Annotated in this window: 14 protein-coding genes; 8 read left to right on the forward strand and 6 right to left on the reverse strand. The window is 77.7% G+C overall.

Features of this window, described 5'->3' with window-relative positions; all coding sequences use genetic code 11:
• Positions 1-5: 5 nt before the first annotated feature.
• Complete coding sequence (locus FBY24_RS03115; RefSeq protein ID WP_160158413.1) at positions 6-257, forward strand: DUF2530 domain-containing protein; 252 nt, start codon at positions 6-8, stop codon at positions 255-257.
• 27 nt (positions 258-284) lie between these two features.
• Here the strand turns inward: FBY24_RS03115 and FBY24_RS03120 are convergent, their stop codons facing one another.
• The 4 genes from FBY24_RS03120 to FBY24_RS03135 form a co-directional block, all read right to left on the reverse strand.
• Positions 285-1085, reverse strand: coding sequence for a CAP domain-containing protein (locus tag FBY24_RS03120; protein WP_142157982.1), 801 nt, complete (start codon positions 1083-1085; stop codon positions 285-287).
• A gap of 113 nt (positions 1086-1198) precedes the next feature.
• Positions 1199-4315: a sacsin N-terminal ATP-binding-like domain-containing protein gene (locus FBY24_RS19640; RefSeq protein WP_142157984.1), complete on the reverse strand. Its 3117-nt coding sequence runs from the start codon at positions 4313-4315 to the stop codon at positions 1199-1201.
• A 93-nt stretch (positions 4316-4408) separates the two neighbouring features.
• Positions 4409-5392 (reverse strand): DUF3027 domain-containing protein, encoded by a 984-nt coding sequence (locus tag FBY24_RS03130; RefSeq protein ID WP_142157986.1) that lies wholly within the window; start codon positions 5390-5392, stop codon positions 4409-4411.
• Entirely contained in the window at positions 5389-5772 is a 384-nt protein-coding gene (locus tag FBY24_RS03135; RefSeq protein ID WP_140460727.1) for a cold-shock protein, read from the reverse strand. The genes FBY24_RS03130 and FBY24_RS03135 overlap by 4 nt, the downstream gene beginning before the upstream one ends.
• 146 nt (positions 5773-5918) lie before the next feature.
• Between FBY24_RS03135 and FBY24_RS03140 the strand changes: the two genes are divergently transcribed.
• On the forward strand, positions 5919-6257 hold the full coding sequence (locus tag FBY24_RS03140; RefSeq protein WP_142157988.1) for a TraR/DksA C4-type zinc finger protein: 339 nt from the start codon (positions 5919-5921) through the stop codon (positions 6255-6257).
• A gap of 12 nt (positions 6258-6269) precedes the next feature.
• Here the strand turns inward: FBY24_RS03140 and FBY24_RS03145 are convergent, their stop codons facing one another.
• Positions 6270-7436 (reverse strand): M20 family metallopeptidase, encoded by a 1167-nt coding sequence (locus FBY24_RS03145; RefSeq protein WP_142163118.1) that lies wholly within the window; start codon positions 7434-7436, stop codon positions 6270-6272.
• 184 nt (positions 7437-7620) lie between these two features.
• Here FBY24_RS03145 and FBY24_RS03150 point away from each other — a divergent pair, with 184 nt between their 5' ends.
• The 4 genes from FBY24_RS03150 to FBY24_RS03165 all read left to right on the forward strand — a co-directional run bounded on the left by FBY24_RS03150 (position 7621) and on the right by FBY24_RS03165 (position 14745).
• Positions 7621-10029 (forward strand): helicase-associated domain-containing protein, encoded by a 2409-nt coding sequence (locus FBY24_RS03150; RefSeq protein ID WP_142157990.1) that lies wholly within the window; start codon positions 7621-7623, stop codon positions 10027-10029.
• A 58-nt stretch (positions 10030-10087) separates the two neighbouring features.
• Complete coding sequence (locus FBY24_RS03155; protein WP_142157992.1) at positions 10088-11737, forward strand: DNA repair helicase XPB; 1650 nt, start codon at positions 10088-10090, stop codon at positions 11735-11737.
• A gap of 138 nt (positions 11738-11875) precedes the next feature.
• Positions 11876-13891 (forward strand): TPM domain-containing protein, encoded by a 2016-nt coding sequence (locus tag FBY24_RS03160; RefSeq protein ID WP_160158414.1) that lies wholly within the window; start codon positions 11876-11878, stop codon positions 13889-13891.
• Positions 13892-13980: 89 nt separating this feature from the next.
• Positions 13981-14745, forward strand: coding sequence for a PspA/IM30 family protein (locus FBY24_RS03165; RefSeq protein ID WP_142157996.1), 765 nt, complete (start codon positions 13981-13983; stop codon positions 14743-14745).
• Between the two features lie 98 nt (positions 14746-14843).
• On the opposite strand, the gene FBY24_RS03170 is transcribed toward FBY24_RS03165, so the two are convergent.
• Positions 14844-15617, reverse strand: a complete 774-nt coding sequence (locus tag FBY24_RS03170) for a type 1 glutamine amidotransferase (RefSeq protein ID WP_255432193.1) — start codon at positions 15615-15617, stop codon at positions 14844-14846.
• 152 nt (positions 15618-15769) lie between these two features.
• Between FBY24_RS03170 and FBY24_RS03175 the strand changes: the two genes are divergently transcribed.
• Together FBY24_RS03175 and FBY24_RS03180 are read left to right on the forward strand one after the other, a co-directional pair.
• Positions 15770-16498, forward strand: a complete 729-nt coding sequence (locus FBY24_RS03175; RefSeq protein ID WP_140460654.1) for a response regulator transcription factor — start codon at positions 15770-15772, stop codon at positions 16496-16498.
• A gap of 68 nt (positions 16499-16566) precedes the next feature.
• On the forward strand, positions 16567-18207 hold the full coding sequence (locus FBY24_RS03180; protein WP_142157998.1) for a cell wall metabolism sensor histidine kinase WalK: 1641 nt from the start codon (positions 16567-16569) through the stop codon (positions 18205-18207).
• Positions 18208-18293: the final 86 nt, after the last annotated feature.

The raw sequence follows: 18293 nt of genomic DNA on the forward strand, positions 1-18293 counted from the left end.
CCCTCGTGCGTTCGATCTTCGACACCCTGCTGCACCCGCGGCGTACCCCGCCGCCGCCGCTCGAGGTCGACCTGGCGCACGTCATGGGGGTCGGTACCGCGCTGTGGGTCCTGGGCCTCGTGGCGTCGGCCGTCGGCTGGCTCGTGGGACGCGACACGAGCATCGCGGTCGCCATCTGCGCCGCCGGTGCGGTCATCGGCGTCGGGGCCACCACCTGGGCGCTGCGCCACGACGTGCGGGTGCCGCCGACCGACTGACCCGGGCGCCCCGCCCCGGGACGGGCCTCAGCCCAGGAAGACCTGCGCGCAGAGCATGCCGTTCGGACCCTCGGTGCAGCCGACGCCGATCTGCTGGAACGAGGACCGCAGGATGTTCTCGCGGTGGCCCTCGGAGTTCATCCAGCCCTCGACGGTCGACGCCGCGTCGGGGTAGCCGAGCGAGAGGTTCTCCCCGACGATCCCCGACCCGCACGCCGCGGTGATCGGGTCGAGCGGGTCGTGCTCGAAGCGACCCTCGGCGACGAGGACGGCCGTGCGGGACACCGCCTGACCGGTGGCGCAGGACGAGACAGTGAACGCGGGCAGGCCCGCGGCGGTGCGCTCGGCGTTCGTCGCCTCGACGATCTGGTCGGCGAGCGACGCCTCGGCGCTGGTGGACGCGGCGAGCACCGCCTCCTCGGGTGCCGGTTCGGGCGCAGGCGCGGGCTCGGGGGCCGGCTCGGGCGCCGGCTCGGGCTCGGGCTCCGGCGTCGGCTCCGGGGTGGGCTCGGGCGTCGGCTCCGGCTCGGGCGAGGCGGCCGGGGTCGCGGTGGGGCTGGTGCTGGGCCCGCCGCCGGACGTCGTCGTCGCGGACGGCGTGCGGGTCGCGTTCCGGCTGGCCATCTCGAGCGTGCGGGTGACGAGGTCGGCCCCCGCGGCGACCTCCCCCGTCGGGGCCTGCGCACCCGGCGCGGCCCCGACGACGAAGGCGGCGGTGCCCGCGAGGACGACGACCGGTGCGACGACGCGGGCCACGCGCAGGCCCACCCCCGGTCGCGCGCGCTCCTGGCGGCGGAGGTCGCGGCGGCTCGGCGTGGTGGACGACATGCCGGGGACGTTACCTCTTCGTGACCTTTGTCCGGTCTGTGCGGGTCTGTCTCTCACCGACCTCTCACGGACCTCTCATGATGCCGCCGGGCACCGCACGCACCCGGACGACGTCAGCCGAGCGCGACGTCCAGCACCGCGTCCGGTCCGCCGTCGCCCGCGAGCAGGGCCTCGAGGGCGGCCCGCAGGTGCCACCGCCCGGCGGCGACCGCGAGGCCGGCCGCGAGGCCCGCCACGTGCACGGCGTGCACCACCGCGCCCGGGCCCGAGCCCTCGACCCACCACTCGACCTCGACCCCGTCGACGCGCAGCTCGTCGTGCCGCCACCACGTCGCCGGTGCGCCCGGCAGCAGGGCGGCGACGTCGTCGGGCACCGGCTCGACCTCGCCCTGCCCGTCGACGGCACCTGCGCACGCCGCCGACGCGAGCGGCAGGTCCAGACCCGCCGCCAGCCGCGCCGCCGCACCCGAGCCACCGGCACCGCCGGGGCCCGCCGGGGGCACCGGCACGACCGGCCCGAGGTCCGTGCGCTGCCACCACTGCGGACCGTCCGCGACCACCGCGTCCTCGGCGTCGACGACCACCGCACCGGCGCCCGCCAGCGCGACGACCGACGAGGGCGGGTCCGCGGGCAGCGCACCGGCCGCCCACGCGCGCCACAGCGCCGCCGCCACGTCCAGCGGGACGCGCGCCCCCGGCCGGCCGACGCGGTCGAGCACGTGCGGCCAGTCCGCCGGCGGGAGCTCGTCGAGGGAGCCGGCACCGCCGAGCGCCCGCAGCGCGCCGGCGTCGAGCCCGGCCAGGACCGCCGGGACGGGCGGCACGAGCTGCGCCGGCAGCCCCTCGGCCCCGGGCAGCGCGAACACCCCCGGCACGGGCAGCTCGGCGCGCGTGCGCACCCACCACGCCGTGTAGGACGGCGCCGTCGCCCCCGTCTGCTCGCCACGGACCGGGGTCAGCAGCGCGGACCGCAGGCGGGGGTCCGCGGCGACGTGCGCGAGGACGGCCGGCCACGCGTCCTCGTCGACCGCGTCGAGGTCCGCGACCGCCACGAGGTCGCCGACGTACGTGCCGTCGCCGAGCAGGTCGGCGAGGTCGTCGAGGTACTCCGTCCAGCCGTCGAGCGACGCGGCGGCCAGCGCCGCGGGGTCGTCCCCGTCGTCGTCGGGCCCCACGCCCGCGACGACGTCGGGCACCGGGGTGACGACGAGGTCGGCCCGGACGCCGACGGCCAGGAGCGCGCCCGGCCCCCACCGGTCGACCGCGGCCTCCGCGACGGGGGCGACGACGCGCGGGTCGAGCAGGTCCGCCGCGACGGACCCCGGGAGGACCAGCCCGTGCGCCGGGGTGGGCTCGCCGTCGGCGGCGGGCAGCGTGAGGAGCCCGAGCCACGAGGCCGCGTCCGCCGGCAGACCGGGCACCCCGTCCGGGCCGGTCGGCAGCCCCGCGACGAGGTCGAGGACGGTCGCGGTGACGTCCGCGGCCCGGTCGAGGTCGTCGTCGTCGGCCTGGCCCAGGACGGCCTGCCGCACCGCGGGGTGGGCGAGCAGGGCGGCGCCGTCGAGGGTCTGCGCGCCGAGCCGGCCCAGCAGCGGGTGCGCGGCCGCGGGGTCGACGACCCGCAGCCCCCACGCGCGCAGCGTGCCGAGGGTCTGCGGGTCGAGCGCCGCCACGAGCGCGCCGTCGAGCACGACCGTGCCGCGCGGCCCGCGGACCACCCGGCCGTCGAGCAGCGGCACCGGCAGGGCCGCGAGCTGCTCGCGCACGCGCGCGTCGTGCCCCACCGCGTCGAGCGCGCCGTACAGCCCCGCCCAGTCCAGGCCCGCGGTCGCCGGGAGCTCCTCGACGAGGTCGGCCAGGCCGCGCTCCTCCACACCCAGGGTCCGGGCCGCCGCCGCACCGCCCGGCGGCACCCGGACCATGCCGGCGACGAGCGCGCCGAGCACCGCGAGCGCGGCGTCGTCCGTCAGGTCGCGCACGGCCGTCGCGCGGGCCGGGGCGACGAGCTCGTCGCCGACCGCCGGCGCCAGCAGCGGCGTCCGGGCCATCGCCTCGACGGCCGCGGCCCGCAGCTCGCCGTCGAGCCACCCGTCGGCCAGGCCCGTGGGCACCAGCGCGAGCGCGTCGCCGCCGTCCGTCGCGACGTCGCGCGCCAGGGCGGCCCACGTGTCGGCCGCGGCGGCGAGGACGATGTCCGTCAGCGGCCCGCGCACGACGTGCCGGCGGGCCGGGTCGAGCGGCAGCGTGGCGACGAGCAGACCGGGCAGGGTGCACGGCTCGTCGGTGGGCGTCGGGGCGTGCACGACGGGCGACCACCGGCCCCCGGCCGGCCCCGGGCCGCCGACGGCGTCGACCGGCGCCCCGGGCCGGGGCAGCGCCCAGGTGACGCGCCAGGCGCGGGCGGCACGCTCCTCGACGGGCCGGTCGGCGACCGCGGCGAGCGGCACCTCTCCGTGCGCGGTGCGGACGCGCCAGCGCCGGCCGACGTCCGAGACGCGGCGCGACGGCGCGTCGACGTCCTCGACGACCACCTCGACCAGGCCGGGCAGCGCCAGCAGCAGGGCGTCGCCGACCTCGGCGAGCAGGGCCCGGACCTCGTCGAGCGCGACCTCGTCGCGCAGCGTCAGCACCACGGCCGTGTCGTAGCCGCCGGGCGGGCGGCCCGTCGCAGGCCACGGCAGCCGCAGCGCCGGCAGGGAGCCGTCACGGCGGCGGACCTCCTCCGCGAGCGCGGGCACGTCCGCGGACGCCTGCTCGAGCGCGGCACGGGTGTCCGCGAGCGAGAACCGCACCGCGCCGGACGTCGAGCAGACGGCGACCTCGTCGGCGACGGCGCGGACCGCGGCGAACCCGACCCCGAACCGGCCGACGAGCCCCACGCCGTGCCCGTCCCGCTTGGCGGAGGCCCGCAGCGTCGCGAGCGAGGCGACGCCCGCGGCGTCGAGGGGCGCCCCGGTGTTCGCGGCGACGAGCACCGCGCCGCCGTCGGGGTCGCGGGCCACGCGCAGCAGCAGCCGGCCGGGCACGCCGGCCCGGACGGCGGCGTCCGCGGCGTTCTGGGCGAGCTCGACGAGGACGCGGTCGCGGTAGTACCCGCGGGCGTGGTCCTCCTCGGCGTTGGCGTCCTCGCGCAGCCGCGCGGGGGACGCGCGCCACGCCCCGAGGACCGCGGCACGCAGCGCGGCCGTGCCGAAGTCGTCGTCGCCCGCCGCGCCCCAGCCGCCGGTCACCGCGCCTCCCGCTCCCCCGCACCTGCCTCGCGGATCACCGTAGCGGTGGCGCGCCCCCGTGCACCCCGACGCACCGGGAGCGCGCGGACGGGGTCAGGCGGTGGGGTCGGACGCCTCGGTCACCTCGGGCTCGGACGCGACGTCCTCGGGCACGCCGGCCGCGGTGCCGGGCGCCGGCGCGACGTCCGCGAGCGGCGCCTCCTGCTCGGCGACGACCGTGCCGTCCGTCCCCGCGGCGACCTCCGCGGCGTCCCCGTCCACGGGCTCCTCGGCAGGCGCCGGGGCGACGTCCGTGCCGGCGGCCTCCGGCTCGGGCACCGGCGGCGTGCGGAGGGTGACGAGCTCGACGCTCGTCTCGTCGATGAGGGGGTCGGGTGCGGGCCAGTCCGTCGGCACCGGGTCGACGTCGGTCTCGGAGTGCGCACCGCAGCCGTGGTCGAGGCTGACGACCTTGCCGTCGTCGGGCGACCACTCGTTGGCGCACACGCCGAAGACCGTGCCGAGCGAGCCCTGCAGCGGCACGAGGAACCCGCACGACCCGCACGCGGCGGCGGACGCGACGGCCCCGGGCGTCGTCGGCCCGCGGGACCCGCGGTACCAGCGCTCGGCGGCCTCGTCGCGCCCCTGCGGCGCGAGCACCCGCACGCGGGCCAGGGCGAGCTCGTCGATGGCGACGGCGTCGAGCTCGGGGTCGCCGGACGGCGTCCACCCGGGCTCCAGGCGCGGGTCGTCGGCACGGAACGGCACGACGTCGCCGGGCCCGATGTCGCCGGGGCGCAGCCGCTCGGACCAGGGCACCCACGGAGCACCCAGCACGGCGTCCTGGCCGGGCAGCAGCTCGGCCTCGCAGACCGTGGCGGTGCGCCCGCGCGGCACGCGGGCGACCGTGACGGTCCACTCCCACCCGCGGTAGCCGCGCGCGGTGCACGCGAACCGGTGCGAGACCAGGCGCTCGCCCTCGTGCACGGCGCCGAGGTAGTCCCCGACGTCGGTGGGCTCGTGCGCGATCTCCAGCGCGACCTCGCGCGCGAGGTCCACGGCCCGGTCGAGGACGGCGTCCTTGGCGGCCACGCTCAGGCCTCGAGCTTGTCCGCGACGGCCCGCAGCAGGCTCGCGTACTGGGTCGAGCGCGAGCCCTCGGGGTACCGCCCGCGGCGCAGGTCGTTGCCGATGTTGTCGAGCACCTTGATGAGGTCCTCCACGACGACGGCCATCTCGTCGGCCGGCGGCCGCTTGGCCTTGACCACGGACGGCACCGGGTCGAGGAACGTCACGGACAGGGCCTGCGGGCCGCGGCGGCCGTCAGCGACGCCGAAGTCCACCTTGGTGCCCGGCTTGGGCGCCGTGACCCCGGCGGGCAGCGCGGACGCGTGCAGGAAGACCTCGCCACCGTCGTCGGTGGCGATGAAGCCGAAGCCGCGCTCGCTGTCGAACCACTTGACCTTGCCGGTGGGCACGTCGGACCCCTTGCTGCTGTCGGGTGCTGCTGATGTCGGTGCTGCCAGTGCTGGCGGCCCCAGGCTACCGGGCCGGGCACGCGCATTCTCGCCCGGCCCCTGCGCCGCGCCGGGCGGCGCCGCCGGCCGCATGGTGGACTGCCCGGGTGGAGGCCGACCGGGCACGCGCCCTGCTGCACGCGCTGCGCGCCGAGGTGCTCGACCGTCTCGACGGGCTCGGCGCGGCCCGGACGGACGTGGTCGAGGCCGCCCGCGGGGCCAACGTCGACGACGAGCACGACCCGGAGGGCACGACGATCGCGTTCGAGCGCGCCCAGCTGGAGGCGCTGGCCGCCGACGCCCGCCGACGCCTGGTCGAGGTCGACGCGGCCCTCGACCGGGTCGCGGCGGGTACCTGGGGGCGGTGCGAGGTCGACGGCGCGCCGATCGACGACGCCCGGCTGGCCGCACGCCCGACGGCGACGCGCTGCGTCCGGCACGCCTGAGCCGGGCGGCGCTCAGCCCTCGGCGAGCCGGTCCAGCGCCAGCGCCGCGAGCAGCGCGGGCCCGACGGCGAGCGCGTCGTCGGTGAACCGCGCCTGCGGGCTGTGGTTGTACGGGGCCGTGGCCGGGTCCTCGCCCGCGGGCGTGGCGCCGACGAACACGAACGCGCCCGGCACCTCCTGCAGCACGTACGAGAAGTCCTCGGCGCCCGGCACCGGCTCGGCGGCGTCGACCCAGGCGTCGGCGCCGAACGTCGCGCGCGTCAGGGCCGCGGCGCGGGCGACCTCGTGCGCGTCGTTGGCCGTCACGGGGTAGCCGCGCTGGTAGTCGACGGTGGCGGTCAGCCCGTGCGCGGCGGCCACGTGGTGCGCGACGCGGGCGATCCGCTCGGGCACGGCCGCGTGGGTCGCCTCGCTGAAGGTCCGCACGGTCGCGTCGAGGTACGCGACCTCGGGGATGATGTTGTCCTTCGTCCCTGCCTCGACGCGCCCGACGGTCACGACGACGGGGTCGAACACGTCGAGCTGGCGCGTGACCATCGTCTGCAGCGCCAGGACGATCTCCGCGGCGACGGGCACGGGGTCGAGCGCGAGGTACGGCTTGGAGCCGTGCCCGCCGCGCCCGTGGACGGTGACGTGCACCGTGTCGGACGCCGCCATGAGCGTGCCGGGGCGGGACGCGACGACCCCCGCGGGCAGCGTGGAGGACATGACGTGCAGCCCGTAGGCGGCCACGACCCGGTCCCCCGCGGCGTCGAGCACGCCCTCCTCGATCATGAGGCGCGCACCCCCGAGCCCCTCCTCGCCGGGCTGGAACATCAGCACGACGGAGCCGGCGATCTCGTCGCGGCGCGCGGCCAGCAGCCGTGCCGCGGCGACGAGCCCGGCCACGTGCTGGTCGTGGCCGCACGCGTGCATGACGCCCTCGTGGCCGGACGTGAAGGGCTCGCCGGTGTCCTCGGTGACGGGCAGCGCGTCCATGTCCCCCCGCAGCAGCACCGCGGGTCCGGGCCGGGCGCCGCGCAGCACCGCGACGACGGACGACAGGGCGGTGCCGGTGCGGACCTCCAGGCCGAGCGGCTCGAGCGCGTCGAGCACGAGGCGCTGCGTGCGCGGCAGGTCCAGCCCGATCTCGGGCACCCGGTGCAGCGCGTGCCGCAGCGCGGCCGTCTCGTCGAGCATCGTCGCCGCGTCGGCGCGCAGCGCCTCCAGGACCTCGGCCGCCAGTGCCACGTCGTACCCTCCCGCTCCGCGACGGACCGGCCCGCCGCCCGACCACCCTGGCACAGGCGCACCGCGGCGCAGAAGGTCCCGCACGTCCCGGCGCCCGGGGCGGGTCCGGGCGGCCCTGCGTATCGTGAGGACGATGCCCTCGTTCTCCGGCTGGTTGCGCGCGTGCGACGACGACGCGCTCGTCGCGCTGCTCGCCGCCCGCCCGGACCTGGCGTCGCCGTCGCCCGCGACGCTGGCGTCGCTGGCCGCGCGCGCCACGAGCCGTGCCAGCCTGGAGCGGGCGCTGGCCGGGCTGGACGCCCTGGTGCTGCAGGTCCTGGAGTCGGTCGTCGTGCTCGACGACGCACCCCCGACGCCCGACGACGTCGCCCGCGCTGTGGGCGCGGGGGCCGCGGACACCCCGACGGTCGCCGAGGCCGTGGGCACCGCCGTGCGGCTGGCGCTGCTGCACCCCGACGAGGACGGGCGCCTGCACGCGGCCCCCGGCCTCGCGGACGTGCTCGGCCCCCACGTCGCCGGCCTCGCCCCGGCGGACCCGGCGTCCGACGCGGCGGTCCCGGCCGACCCGTCGGCGGTGCTGTCCGACGCGCCCGCAGGTGCTGCCCAGGTGCTCGACGCGCTGACATGGGGACCGCCCGTGGGGCGGGTGCCCCCGGCCGGGTCCCCTGGTGCGCAGGCCGTGCGGACCCTCGTCGACCAGGGCCTGCTGGTCCGCCCGGACGCCGAGCACGTGGTGCTGCCGCGGACGCTCGCGCTGCGCCTGCGCGACGGACGCACGCACCGCGCCCCCGCCACCGCGCCGGCCCCCGCCGCCCCCGTCCGCCCGGCGGCCACCGTGGCCGCGGAGTCCACCGCCGCCGCCGAGCGCACCGTGCGCCAGGTCCGGCGCCTGCTCCAGTCCTGGGAGGACGCCCCGCCGGCCGTGCTGCGCGCCGGCGGCCTCGGCGTGCGCGACCTGCGCCGCACCGCGCAGACCCTCGAGGTCGACGAGCCGCACGCGGCGTGGCTCGTCGAGCTCGCCGCCGCCGCGGGCCTGCTCGCCGACGACGGCGAGGAGCGGCCGACGTTCGTGCCCACCGTCGACGCGGACGTGTGGGCCGCGGGCGACGTGCCGCGACGGTGGGCGCTGCTCGCCCGGGCGTGGCTGGTGTCCCCCCGCACGCCGTGGCAGGTCGGCACGCGCGACGAGAAGGGCGGGGTGCGGGCCGCGCTCGACCCCGAGACCGCCCGGCCGTGGGTGCCGCGGCTGCGCCGGGCCGTGCTGGACGTGCTCGCCGCCGGGGCGCAGCCCGGTGCCGCGCCCGACGCCGACGCGGTCCTCGAGGTCCTCGCGTGGCGCACCCCGCGCGCGGTGCCGCCGCGCGGCGCGGTGCAGGCGCTCGTCGCCGAGGCCGAGCGGCTCGGCGTCACCGGCGCCGGGGCGCTGTCCCGTGCCGGCCGCGCGCTGCTGGACGCGCCGGACGACGCCGGGCGCGACGACGCGGTCGCGGCCGCGCTCGCCGCCGACCTGCCCGCACCGGTCGACGAGATCCTGCTGCAGGGCGACCTGACCGGGGTCGTGCCGGGGCGCCCCGGGGACGCCCTGGAGGAGCTGCTGGAGACCGCGGCGCAGGTCGAGTCGCGCGGCGGCGCGGTGACCGTGCGGTTCACGCCCGCGTCGGTGCTGGCCGCGCTCGACGGCGGGCTGGGCGCCGACGCGCTGCTCGACCGGCTCGCGGCCGTGGCCCGCGGCGGCGTGCCGCAGCCCCTGGAGTACCTGGTCCGGGACGTCGCCCGCCGCCACGGGCGCGTCCGCGCGGGGGCGGCGTCGGCGTACGTGCGGGCCGACGACCCCGCGCTGCTGGCCGGGCTGCCCGACGACCCGCGGCTGGCCGGGCTCGGGCTGCGGCTGCTCGCGCCCACGGTGCTCGTGGCGCAGGCCGGGCCCGCGGAGGTGCTCGACGCCCTCCGCCGGCACGGCCTGGCGCCGGTCGCGGAGGACGGCCACGGCGTCGTCGTGCCCACCGGCACCGCGCCGCGCCGGGTGCGCGGACGGGCGGCGACGCGGGCGCGGCGTCGCGTGCAGGACGGCACCGTGCGCGAGGCCGCCGCGGGCACGCGGGCCGTCGCGGTGGTCCGCGCCCTGCGCGACGCCGAGCAGCGCGCGGTGCGCGACGTCGAGCGGCGCGCGACGCACGACGCCGGGGCCCGCGGCACGGACGGCACGGGTCCCGCGCGCGGCGCCGCCCCGACGCCGGCCCGGCCCCGCCGGTCGGGCCGGTCCGACGGCGCGCCCCCGCCGGACGGGCCCGGGGCCGGGGGCGGAACACGCGAGCCCGCGGACGCGTTGGTGCTCCTGCGCGAGGCGGCCTCGTCCCGCACGGACGTGTGGGTCGAGATGGTCGGCCCCGACGGGCGGCCGACGCGCCGGCTCCTGCGGCCGCTGCGCGTCGAGGGCGGCCGGCTGCGGGCGCTCGACCCGCGCCGCGAGGCCGAGCTCACCGTGGCGGTGCACCGCATCGCGGGCGTCCACGCGGCCGGGCCGGCCGACGCCGGACCCTGAGGCACCACCCGCCCGGCACCACCTGATCTCCACCCGCACCCCACCCGAGGAGGGCGCCGTGCCCGACGGCCCGCTCATCGTCCAGAGCGACAAGACGCTGCTGCTCGAGGTCGACCACGACCAGGCGGCCGCGTGCCGCCGCGCCATCGCGCCGTTCGCCGAGCTCGAGCGGGCGCCCGAGCACGTGCACACGTACCGGCTGACCCCGCTGGGCCTGTGGAACGCGCGCGCCGCGGGCCACGACGCCGAGCAGGTCGTCGACGTGCTGCTGCAGTACAGCCGGTACCCGGTGCCGCACGCGCTGCTGGTCGACGTCGCCGACACGATGTCCCGGTACGGGCGGCTGCAGCTCGTGCAGCACCCGGTGCACGGCCTGGTCCTGCACGCGCTCGACCCGGCGGTGCTGGCCGAGGTCGCCCGGTCGAAGAAGACGGCGGGGCTGCTGGGCGCGCGCATCGACGAGACCGACGTGGTCGTGCACCCGTCCGAGCGTGGGCACCTCAAGCAGGTGCTGGTCAAGCTGGGCTGGCCCGCGGAGGACCTCGCGGGGTACGTCGACGGCGAGGCCCACGCGATCGAGCTGGCGCAGGACGGCTGGACGCTGCGGCCCTACCAGGACCAGGCGGTCGAGGGGTTCTGGCACGGCGGCTCGGGCGTCGTGGTGCTGCCGTGCGGTGCGGGCAAGACGATCGTGGGCGCCGCGGCGATGGCGAAGAGCTCGACGACGACGCTCATCCTCGTGACCAACACCGTCAGCGCGCGGCAGTGGCGCGACGAGCTGGTGCGGCGCACCAGCCTCACCGAGGACGAGATCGGCGAGTACTCGGGCACCCGCAAGGAGGTCCGCCCGGTGACGATCGCGACGTACCAGGTGCTGACGACGAAGCGGAAGGGCGTCTACACGCACCTCGAGCTGCTCGACGCCCGCGACTGGGGCCTGGTCGTCTACGACGAGGTGCACCTGCTGCCCGCGCCGATCTTCCGCATGACGGCCGACCTGCAGGCCCGCCGGCGCCTGGGTCTGACGGCCACGCTCGTGCGCGAGGACGGCCGCGAGGACGAGGTGTTCAGCCTCATCGGCCCCAAGCGGTTCGACGCGCCGTGGAAGGACATCGAGGCGCAGGGGTACATCGCGCCCGCGGACTGCACCGAGGTGCGCCTGACGCTGCCCGACGCGGACCGGATGGCGTACGCGACGTCGGAGCCGGAGGACCGGTACCGGCTGGCCGCGACCGCGTCGGGCAAGAACGCGGTGGTCGACGCCCTGGTGGCGCGGCACGCGGGCGAGCCGACGCTGATCATCGGCCAGTACCTGGACCAGCTGCACGAGATCGCCGAGCACGTGGGCGCGGACGTCATCACCGGCGAGACGCCGGTGCGCGAGCGGCAGCGGCTGTTCGACGCGTTCCGCACCGGGGAGATCAGCCGGCTCGTGGTGTCGAAGGTCGCGAACTTCTCGATCGACCTGCCGGAGGCGTCGGTGGCGATCCAGGTGTCGGGGTCGTTCGGCTCGCGGCAGGAGGAGGCGCAGCGCCTCGGGCGGATCATGCGGCCCAAGGCGTCGGGGAAGACCGCGCACTTCTACACGGTGGTCGCGCGCGACACGGTGGACCAGGAGTTCGCGGCGCACCGGCAGCGGTTCCTCGCCGAGCAGGGCTACGCGTACACGATCCTGGACGCCGAGGACCTGGACTCCCAGCCCGCCTGACCCTCCGCCGCGGTCCCGTGCGTACGCGGGGCCGCGGAACCTGCGGGAGGGTTGGTCCGTTGCGACGGGTGCCGGTGCGCGCGCAGCGGTCCGTTGCGACGCGCGCTGGCAGGGAGAGAGGATCGTCAGGTGCGTGCGGTGCGAGGTCGGGTCGTCGCCGGGGTGGTCGCGCTGGGCGCGTCCCTCGTGCTGCTGGGTGCTCCCGCGGCGTCGGCGGTGGAGCCACCGACGCTGGCGGGTGAGCTGACCGACTCCTCGGGGGTCCTGTCGTCCGGCGAGACGGCGGAGGTCGAGGCGGCGCTGGACGAGCTCGCGCAGGCGACCGACCACCAGCTCTACGTGGTCTACGTGCCGGAGTTCACCGACCCCGCCGAGGGCGTGGCGTGGGCGCAGGCCACCGCCGACGCCAGCGGGCTGGGCACCGACGACGTGGTCCTCGCCGTCGCGACCGAGGCGCGCCGCTTCGCGCTCGCGCCGCAGGAGACGACGTCGATCACGACCGACGAGATGCAGGCGCTGTCCGCGCAGGTCGAGGACCAGCTGCGCGACGACGCGTGGGCGGGTGCGGCCGTCACGGCGGCCGAGGGCGTGCAGGCCGCGGCGACGGGCGACACCACGTCGTCCGGCGGCGGCGGGTTCGTCACCCTGCTGCTGGTCGGCCTCGTCGCCATCGGTGCGGTCTTCCTCGTCGTCACCCTGCGCCGCCGCAAGAACTCCCCGGCCGTCACCGCGGGCGCACCCGGCGCACCGCAGGCCGCCGCGGCCGACGAGTTCGCCGCCGTGCCGACCCCCGAGCTGGACCGGCGCTCCGCGCAGGCGCTCGTGCGCCTCGACGACGCGCTGCGCTCGTCCGAGGAGGAGCTGGGCTTCGCGCAGGCGCAGTTCGGGCCCGAGCGCACCCGCGAGTTCGAGACCGTGCTCGCCGGCGGCAAGGAGCGGCTCACCGAGGCGTTCCGGCTGCGCCAGACCCTCGACGACGACATCCCCGACACCGAGCCGCAGGTCCGCGCGACGTCCGCGCAGATCCTGCGCCTGTGCCGCGACGTGGCCCTGCAGCTCGAGGCGCAGAAGGAGGCGTTCGACCGGCTCCGGGCCGTCGAGGAGCGCGTCGACGACGCCCTCGACGCGCACGAGCGGGAGGCCGCCGCGCTGCGCGACCGCCTCGACCCGGCCCGCGCCCAGCTCGCGACGCTCTCCGCCCGGTACCCCGCGACGGCCCTGGCGTCGGTCGCGGGCAACCCCGACCAGGCCGCGCTGCTCCTCGACGAGGCCACCGACGCCGTGACGCAGGGGCGCGCCCGGGCCACCGCGGGCGACCGGTCGACCGCCGTCGGGTACGCGCGGGCCGCCGAGGAGGCCGTGGGGCAGGCCCGGCGCCTGCTCGACGCGGTCGACGGCGCCGGCGCCGACCTCGCAGCCGCGGGCGTGCGCCTGGAGGCCGCGATCGCGTCGATCACGAGCGACCTCGCGGACGCCGCCCGGCTCGCCGCGGGGAACCCGCAGGTCGCCCCGCGCGAGATCGAGGCGCGCGCCGCCGTGGAGGTCGCGCAGGCGGCCCGGCAGGGCACGGGCGACCCGCTCGGGGCGCTGACCCGCATCGCCGCCGCCGAGGCCGCGATCGACGCGGCGCTGGCGCCGATGCGCGAGCAGGCCGAGCGCAGCCGTCGCGCGCAGGCGCTGCTCGACGAGAACCTCGGCCGGCTGGACTCCGCGGTGCGCGCGACCGCGGACTACGTGAGCACCCGCCGCGGCGCCGTCGGCCCGCAGGCCCGCACGCGGCTCGCCGAGGCCGACCGGCTGCGCATGCGCGCGATCGACCAGCGGGCCACCGACCCCGAGGCCGCGCTGCGCACCGCCCAGGACGGCGAGCGCCTGGTCGGCGAGGCGCAGCGCCTCGCGCAGGCGGACGTCGACCACGCCGAGCAGCAGGCCGCGTACGGCGGCGGCTGGGGCGCCCCCGGGTACGGCGGGCACCGCGGGCACCGCGGCTCGGACACCGCGTCGACGGTCGGCGGGATGGTGCTCGGCGGGATCCTGCTGGACTCGATCCTGCGCGGCGGCGGCGGGTTCGGCGGCGGCGACTGGGGCGGCGGCGACGGCGGCGGGTTCGACGGCGGGGGCTTCGGCGACGGCGGCTTCGGCGGTGGGTTCTGAGCGCGCTGCGGCGTCTGCTGGGCGGGCGCGGACGGGGCGGGGCAGGCAACGGTTTCCAGGCAGGCAGCGACACGAGAGGCACGAGTGCGATGACCGAGAAGCAGTCGATCTTCGGACGGATCGGGCAGCTGGCGCGGGCGAACATCAACGCCCTCATCGACCAGGCCGAGGACCCGCAGAAGATGCTGGACCAGCTGGTGCGGGACTACACGGGCTCGATCGCCGACGCGGAGAAGGCGATCGCGCAGGCGATCGGCAACCTGCGCCTGGCCGAGCAGGACTACAACGAGGACGTGCGCGCCGCCCGCGAGTGGGGCCAGAAGGCCCTCGCCGCGTCGGCCCGGGCCGACCAGTACCGCCAGGCCGGCGACGGCGCGAACGCCGACAAGTTCGACGCCCTGGCCCGGGTGGCGATCGGCAAGCAGATCACCTCCGAGCAGGAGGTGCGCGACGCCGAGCCCGTGATCGCGTCGCAGCGCGAGACGGTCGAGAAGCTGAAGACCGGCCTCACCCAGATGAAGGACAAGCTGGGTCAGCTCAAGCAGCGCCGCGACACCCTGGTCGCCCGGCAGAAGTCGGCCGAGGCGCAGCGCCGCGTGCAGGAGGCCATCGGCTCGATCAACGTGCTGGACCCGACGAGCGAGATCGCGCGCTTCGAGGAGAAGGTCCGCCGCGAGGAGGCCATGGCGATGGGCCAGGCCGAGCTCGCCGCGTCGTCGTTCGACGCGCAGTTCGCCGAGCTGGAGTCGGCGGGCGCCCAGCTCGAGGTCGAGGCGCGCCTCGCCGCGCTCAAGCAGGGCTCGACGCCGCTGCAGCTCGACGCGACCCCGGTGACGCCCGAGATCGAGCGCTGAGCCGACGCGGCGACGCCCCCCGGTCGAGCGGACCGGGGGGCGTCGCTGCGTGCGGGCACCCGGCCGTCGGCGGGACGGACGACCGGCGCCGCTGCGGGTCAGGCGACGGCGGGCGCCCCGGCGCGGGCCCGGACGCGGTCCGCGAAGGCGCGGGCGACGGCCTCGCCGGTGGCCGCGACCTCGGCGTCGTGCTCGTGCGCCGAGGCTGCGACCGCGTCGGCGTCGGTGTCGTCGTGCGTGCGCGCCCAGGCCACGAGGGTCTGCGGGCCGGCCTCGGGGTGGAACTGCACGCCCCACGCCGAGCCGATGCGGAACGCCTGGAACGGGTAGGTCGCGGACGACGCGAGCCACACGGCGCCGCGGGGCAGGTCCACGACCGCGTCGGCGTGCATCGCCGGCAGCCGGGAGCTGCGGCCGGCCCGGGCCACGACGGCGCCGAGCAGCGCGTCCTGCTCGGCCTCGGGCCGCCACCGGATCTCGACGACGCCGGCCTCGCGCCCGGGAGGGGCGTCGACCTCGACCCGGCCGCCGCGCGCGACCGCGAGCAGCTGCGCGCCGAGGCAGATGCCGAGCGCCGGCACGTCCGTGGCGGAGACCACGGCGAGCAGGTCGCGCAGGCCCGGCAGCCAGGGGGCGGTGGCGTCGTCGTGCGCGGACATCTGCCCGCCGAGGACGACGAGGCCGTCGCCGACCTCGGTGGGGCCGGGCAGCGGCTCGCCCAGGTCGGCGCGCACGACGCGCACGTCCAGGTCGGCCAGCCAGCCGGCGAAGCGGTCGAGCCCGACGTCGGGCGAGCTCTGCACGACGGTCACCCGGGGGGTCCTGCCGGACCCCGCGAGGTCGTCGACGCGGTCGAGGATGTCAGCGCTCACACGTTCCACGGTAGCGGCGTGCGGCGCCGTTGCCGAAGGCGCTGGTCACATGTCCATCACGATCGTCCGGGCGCCCGGTTCGGCCCGCGGAGCCCGTTTTCCACCCGCCCCGCGCCCAGCGAACTCCCAGGGTCGGGGCGGATGATCGGACCATGAGCACCGCGACCGGCACGCCCGAGGCCCGGCTCCTCGTCGTCGACGACGAGCCGAACATCCGCGAGCTGCTCGCGACGTCCCTGCGCTTCGCCGGGTTCGAGGTGCACGCCGCGGCCGACGGCGGGTCCGCGCTGCGCCTGGCCCGCGACACCGAGCCCGACCTCGTGGTGCTCGACGTCATGCTCCCCGACATGGACGGCTTCACCGTCACGCGCCGCCTGCGCGAGAAGGGGCAGCACGTGCCCGTGCTGTTCCTCACGGCCCGCGACGACACGTCCGACAAGGTGCAGGGCCTGACCGTGGGCGGCGACGACTACGTCACCAAGCCGTTCAGCCTCGAGGAGGTCGTCGCGCGGATCCGGGCGATCCTGCGGCGCACGGCCCCCGACGACGGCGTGAGCTCGTCCGTGCTGACGTACGCGGACCTCGAGCTCGACGACGACACGCACGAGGTGCGCCGGGCCGGGCAGCCCGTCGAGCTGTCCCCCACCGAGTTCAAGCTGCTGCGGTACCTCATGCTCAACCCGCACCGCGTGCTGTCCAAGGCGCAGATCCTCGACCACGTGTGGCAGTACGACTGGGGCGGCGACGCGAACATCGTCGAGTCCTACATCTCGTACCTGCGCCGCAAGATCGACCAGCTCGACGACGGCGACGGGAACCGGCTGCCGCCGCTGATCCACACCAAGCGCGGCGTCGGGTACCTGCTGCGCGCGTCGACGTGAGCACCGGCCCCGTCCCGCACGTGCGCGGCAGCCGCGCGGGCGACCCACGCACGTGGGGGCAGCCGACGGTGACGGACGAGCCGCCCGACGCGAGGGGTCCCGCCTGGTCGCCGGAGCCGCCCGACGCGGGCACCGGGCCCGGCCGGCCCGACGACGCACCGCGCCCGCGCGGGGCCCTGGCCGCGCGGTGGGACGCGGTGCCGCTGCGCGCGCGCCTCGTCGCCGTCATCGTCGTGCTGCTCGGTGCGGGCCTGACCCTGGCGGGCGCGACGAGCGCGACGCTGCTGGGGGACGTGCTGGTCCGGCAGATCGACGACAAGCTGCTGAACGAGGGGGCCCAGCAGGTCAGCGCCTACCTCCGGGAGGCTCAGGAGGACTGGGAGGACTACACGAAGACCCCCCCGTCCGACTACTACGCCGTCATCCGGAGCGCCGGCCGGCAGGACACCCCGCTCCTGGCCAACGAGTACACGCTGGCCGAGTACGGCACACCCGCGATCCCGACGCTGACGATGGACGAGGTCCTCGAGCGCAGCACGGTGCCGTACACGATCGCCTCGGACCGGCACCGGTCGACGTGGCGCGCCGTGACGTTCCCCATGACGTACGGGGAGTCCGGACCGCTCGTCCAGGACGCCTACGTCACCGTGGCGCTGCCGCTGCGGGACAACGTCCAGGCGATCCGCGGGCTCGCGCTCACGCTGGTGAGCAGCGGTGCCGCGCTGGTGCTGCTCGGGGCGATCGTCGGCGGGTGGGCCGTGCAGCGGTCGCTGCGGCCGCTGCGCGAGATCGAGGGCACGGCCGCCGCGATCGCCGCCGGCGACCTGTCCCGCCGGGTGCCCGAGGCGCCCGAGCAGACCGAGGTGGGGCGGCTGGGCGCCGCGCTGAACGGCATGCTCGCCCAGATCGAGCAGGCGTTCGACGCGCGCACGGCGTCCGAGGCGCGGATGCGCCGGTTCGTCGCCGACGCGTCGCACGAGCTGCGCACGCCGCTGGCCGCGATCCGCGGGTACGCCGAGCTGTACCGGATGGGTGCGCTGACCACCAAGGAGCAGGTCGACGACACGATCCGGCGGATCGAGGGATCGGCCACCCGGATGGGCTCGCTCGTCGAGGACCTGCTGGCCCTGGCCCGCCTGGACGAGGGCCGGCGCGGCGAGCGCGCACCCGTGGACCTGACGGTGCTGGCCGTCGACGCGCTCAACGACCTGCGCGCCCTGGACCCCACGCGGACGCTGCGGCTGGTGCGGCTCGACACCGGCGGCCCGTGCATCGTGCACGGCGACGACCGGCAGCTGCGGCAGGTGCTGGCCAACCTCGTCGGCAACGCCGCGCGGCACACCCCGGCCGGGTCCCCCGTCGAGGTCGCGGTGGGGCGCGCCGACGGCGAGGGCGGGCCGTGCGGCGTGGTGGAGGTCCGCGACCACGGGCCGGGCATCGACGCCGAGCACGTGGCGCGCGTGTTCGAGCGGTTCTACCGCGTGGACGCGTCCCGCACGCGCGACTCCGGCGGGTCCGGGCTGGGCATGGCGATCGTCGCGGCGATCGTCGACGCGCACGGCGGCACGGTGGGGATCGAGCAGACGCCCGGCGGTGGGGCGACGGTCCGCGTGCAGCTGCCGTGCGACCCGGCGGATCCGCTCGACGAGGACGCGCAGGACCCGGGCCCGGAGGACGAGGGTGCGACCGGGGACCACGGCGCGCGGTAGGCCGTCGGGACGAAGGTCCGGGAGACCGGTGCACGGGCGGGCCGGGACGTGGCTACGATGGCGCGTCCGTCGTCACCGTCGTGAGG

Origin of the sequence: Cellulomonas sp. SLBN-39, from assembly GCF_006715865.1 — a bacterium.
Classification (GTDB): domain Bacteria; phylum Actinomycetota; class Actinomycetes; order Actinomycetales; family Cellulomonadaceae; genus Cellulomonas.

Bases quoted from the DNA above. Each gene is read 5' to 3' on its own strand.
- FBY24_RS03150 (WP_142157990.1), top strand. From the start codon at position 7,621: ATGCCCTCGTTCTCCGGCTGGTTGCGCGCGTGCGACGACGACGCGCTC.
- FBY24_RS03175 (WP_140460654.1), top strand. From the start codon at position 15,770: ATGAGCACCGCGACCGGCACGCCCGAGGCCCGGCTCCTCGTCGTCGAC.
- FBY24_RS03120 (WP_142157982.1), bottom strand. From the start codon at position 1,085: ATGTCGTCCACCACGCCGAGCCGCCGCGACCTCCGCCGCCAGGAGCGC.
- FBY24_RS03145 (WP_142163118.1), bottom strand. From the start codon at position 7,436: ATGCTCGACGAGACGGCCGCGCTGCGGCACGCGCTGCACCGGGTGCCC.
- FBY24_RS03165 (WP_142157996.1), top strand. From the start codon at position 13,981: ATGACCGAGAAGCAGTCGATCTTCGGACGGATCGGGCAGCTGGCGCGG.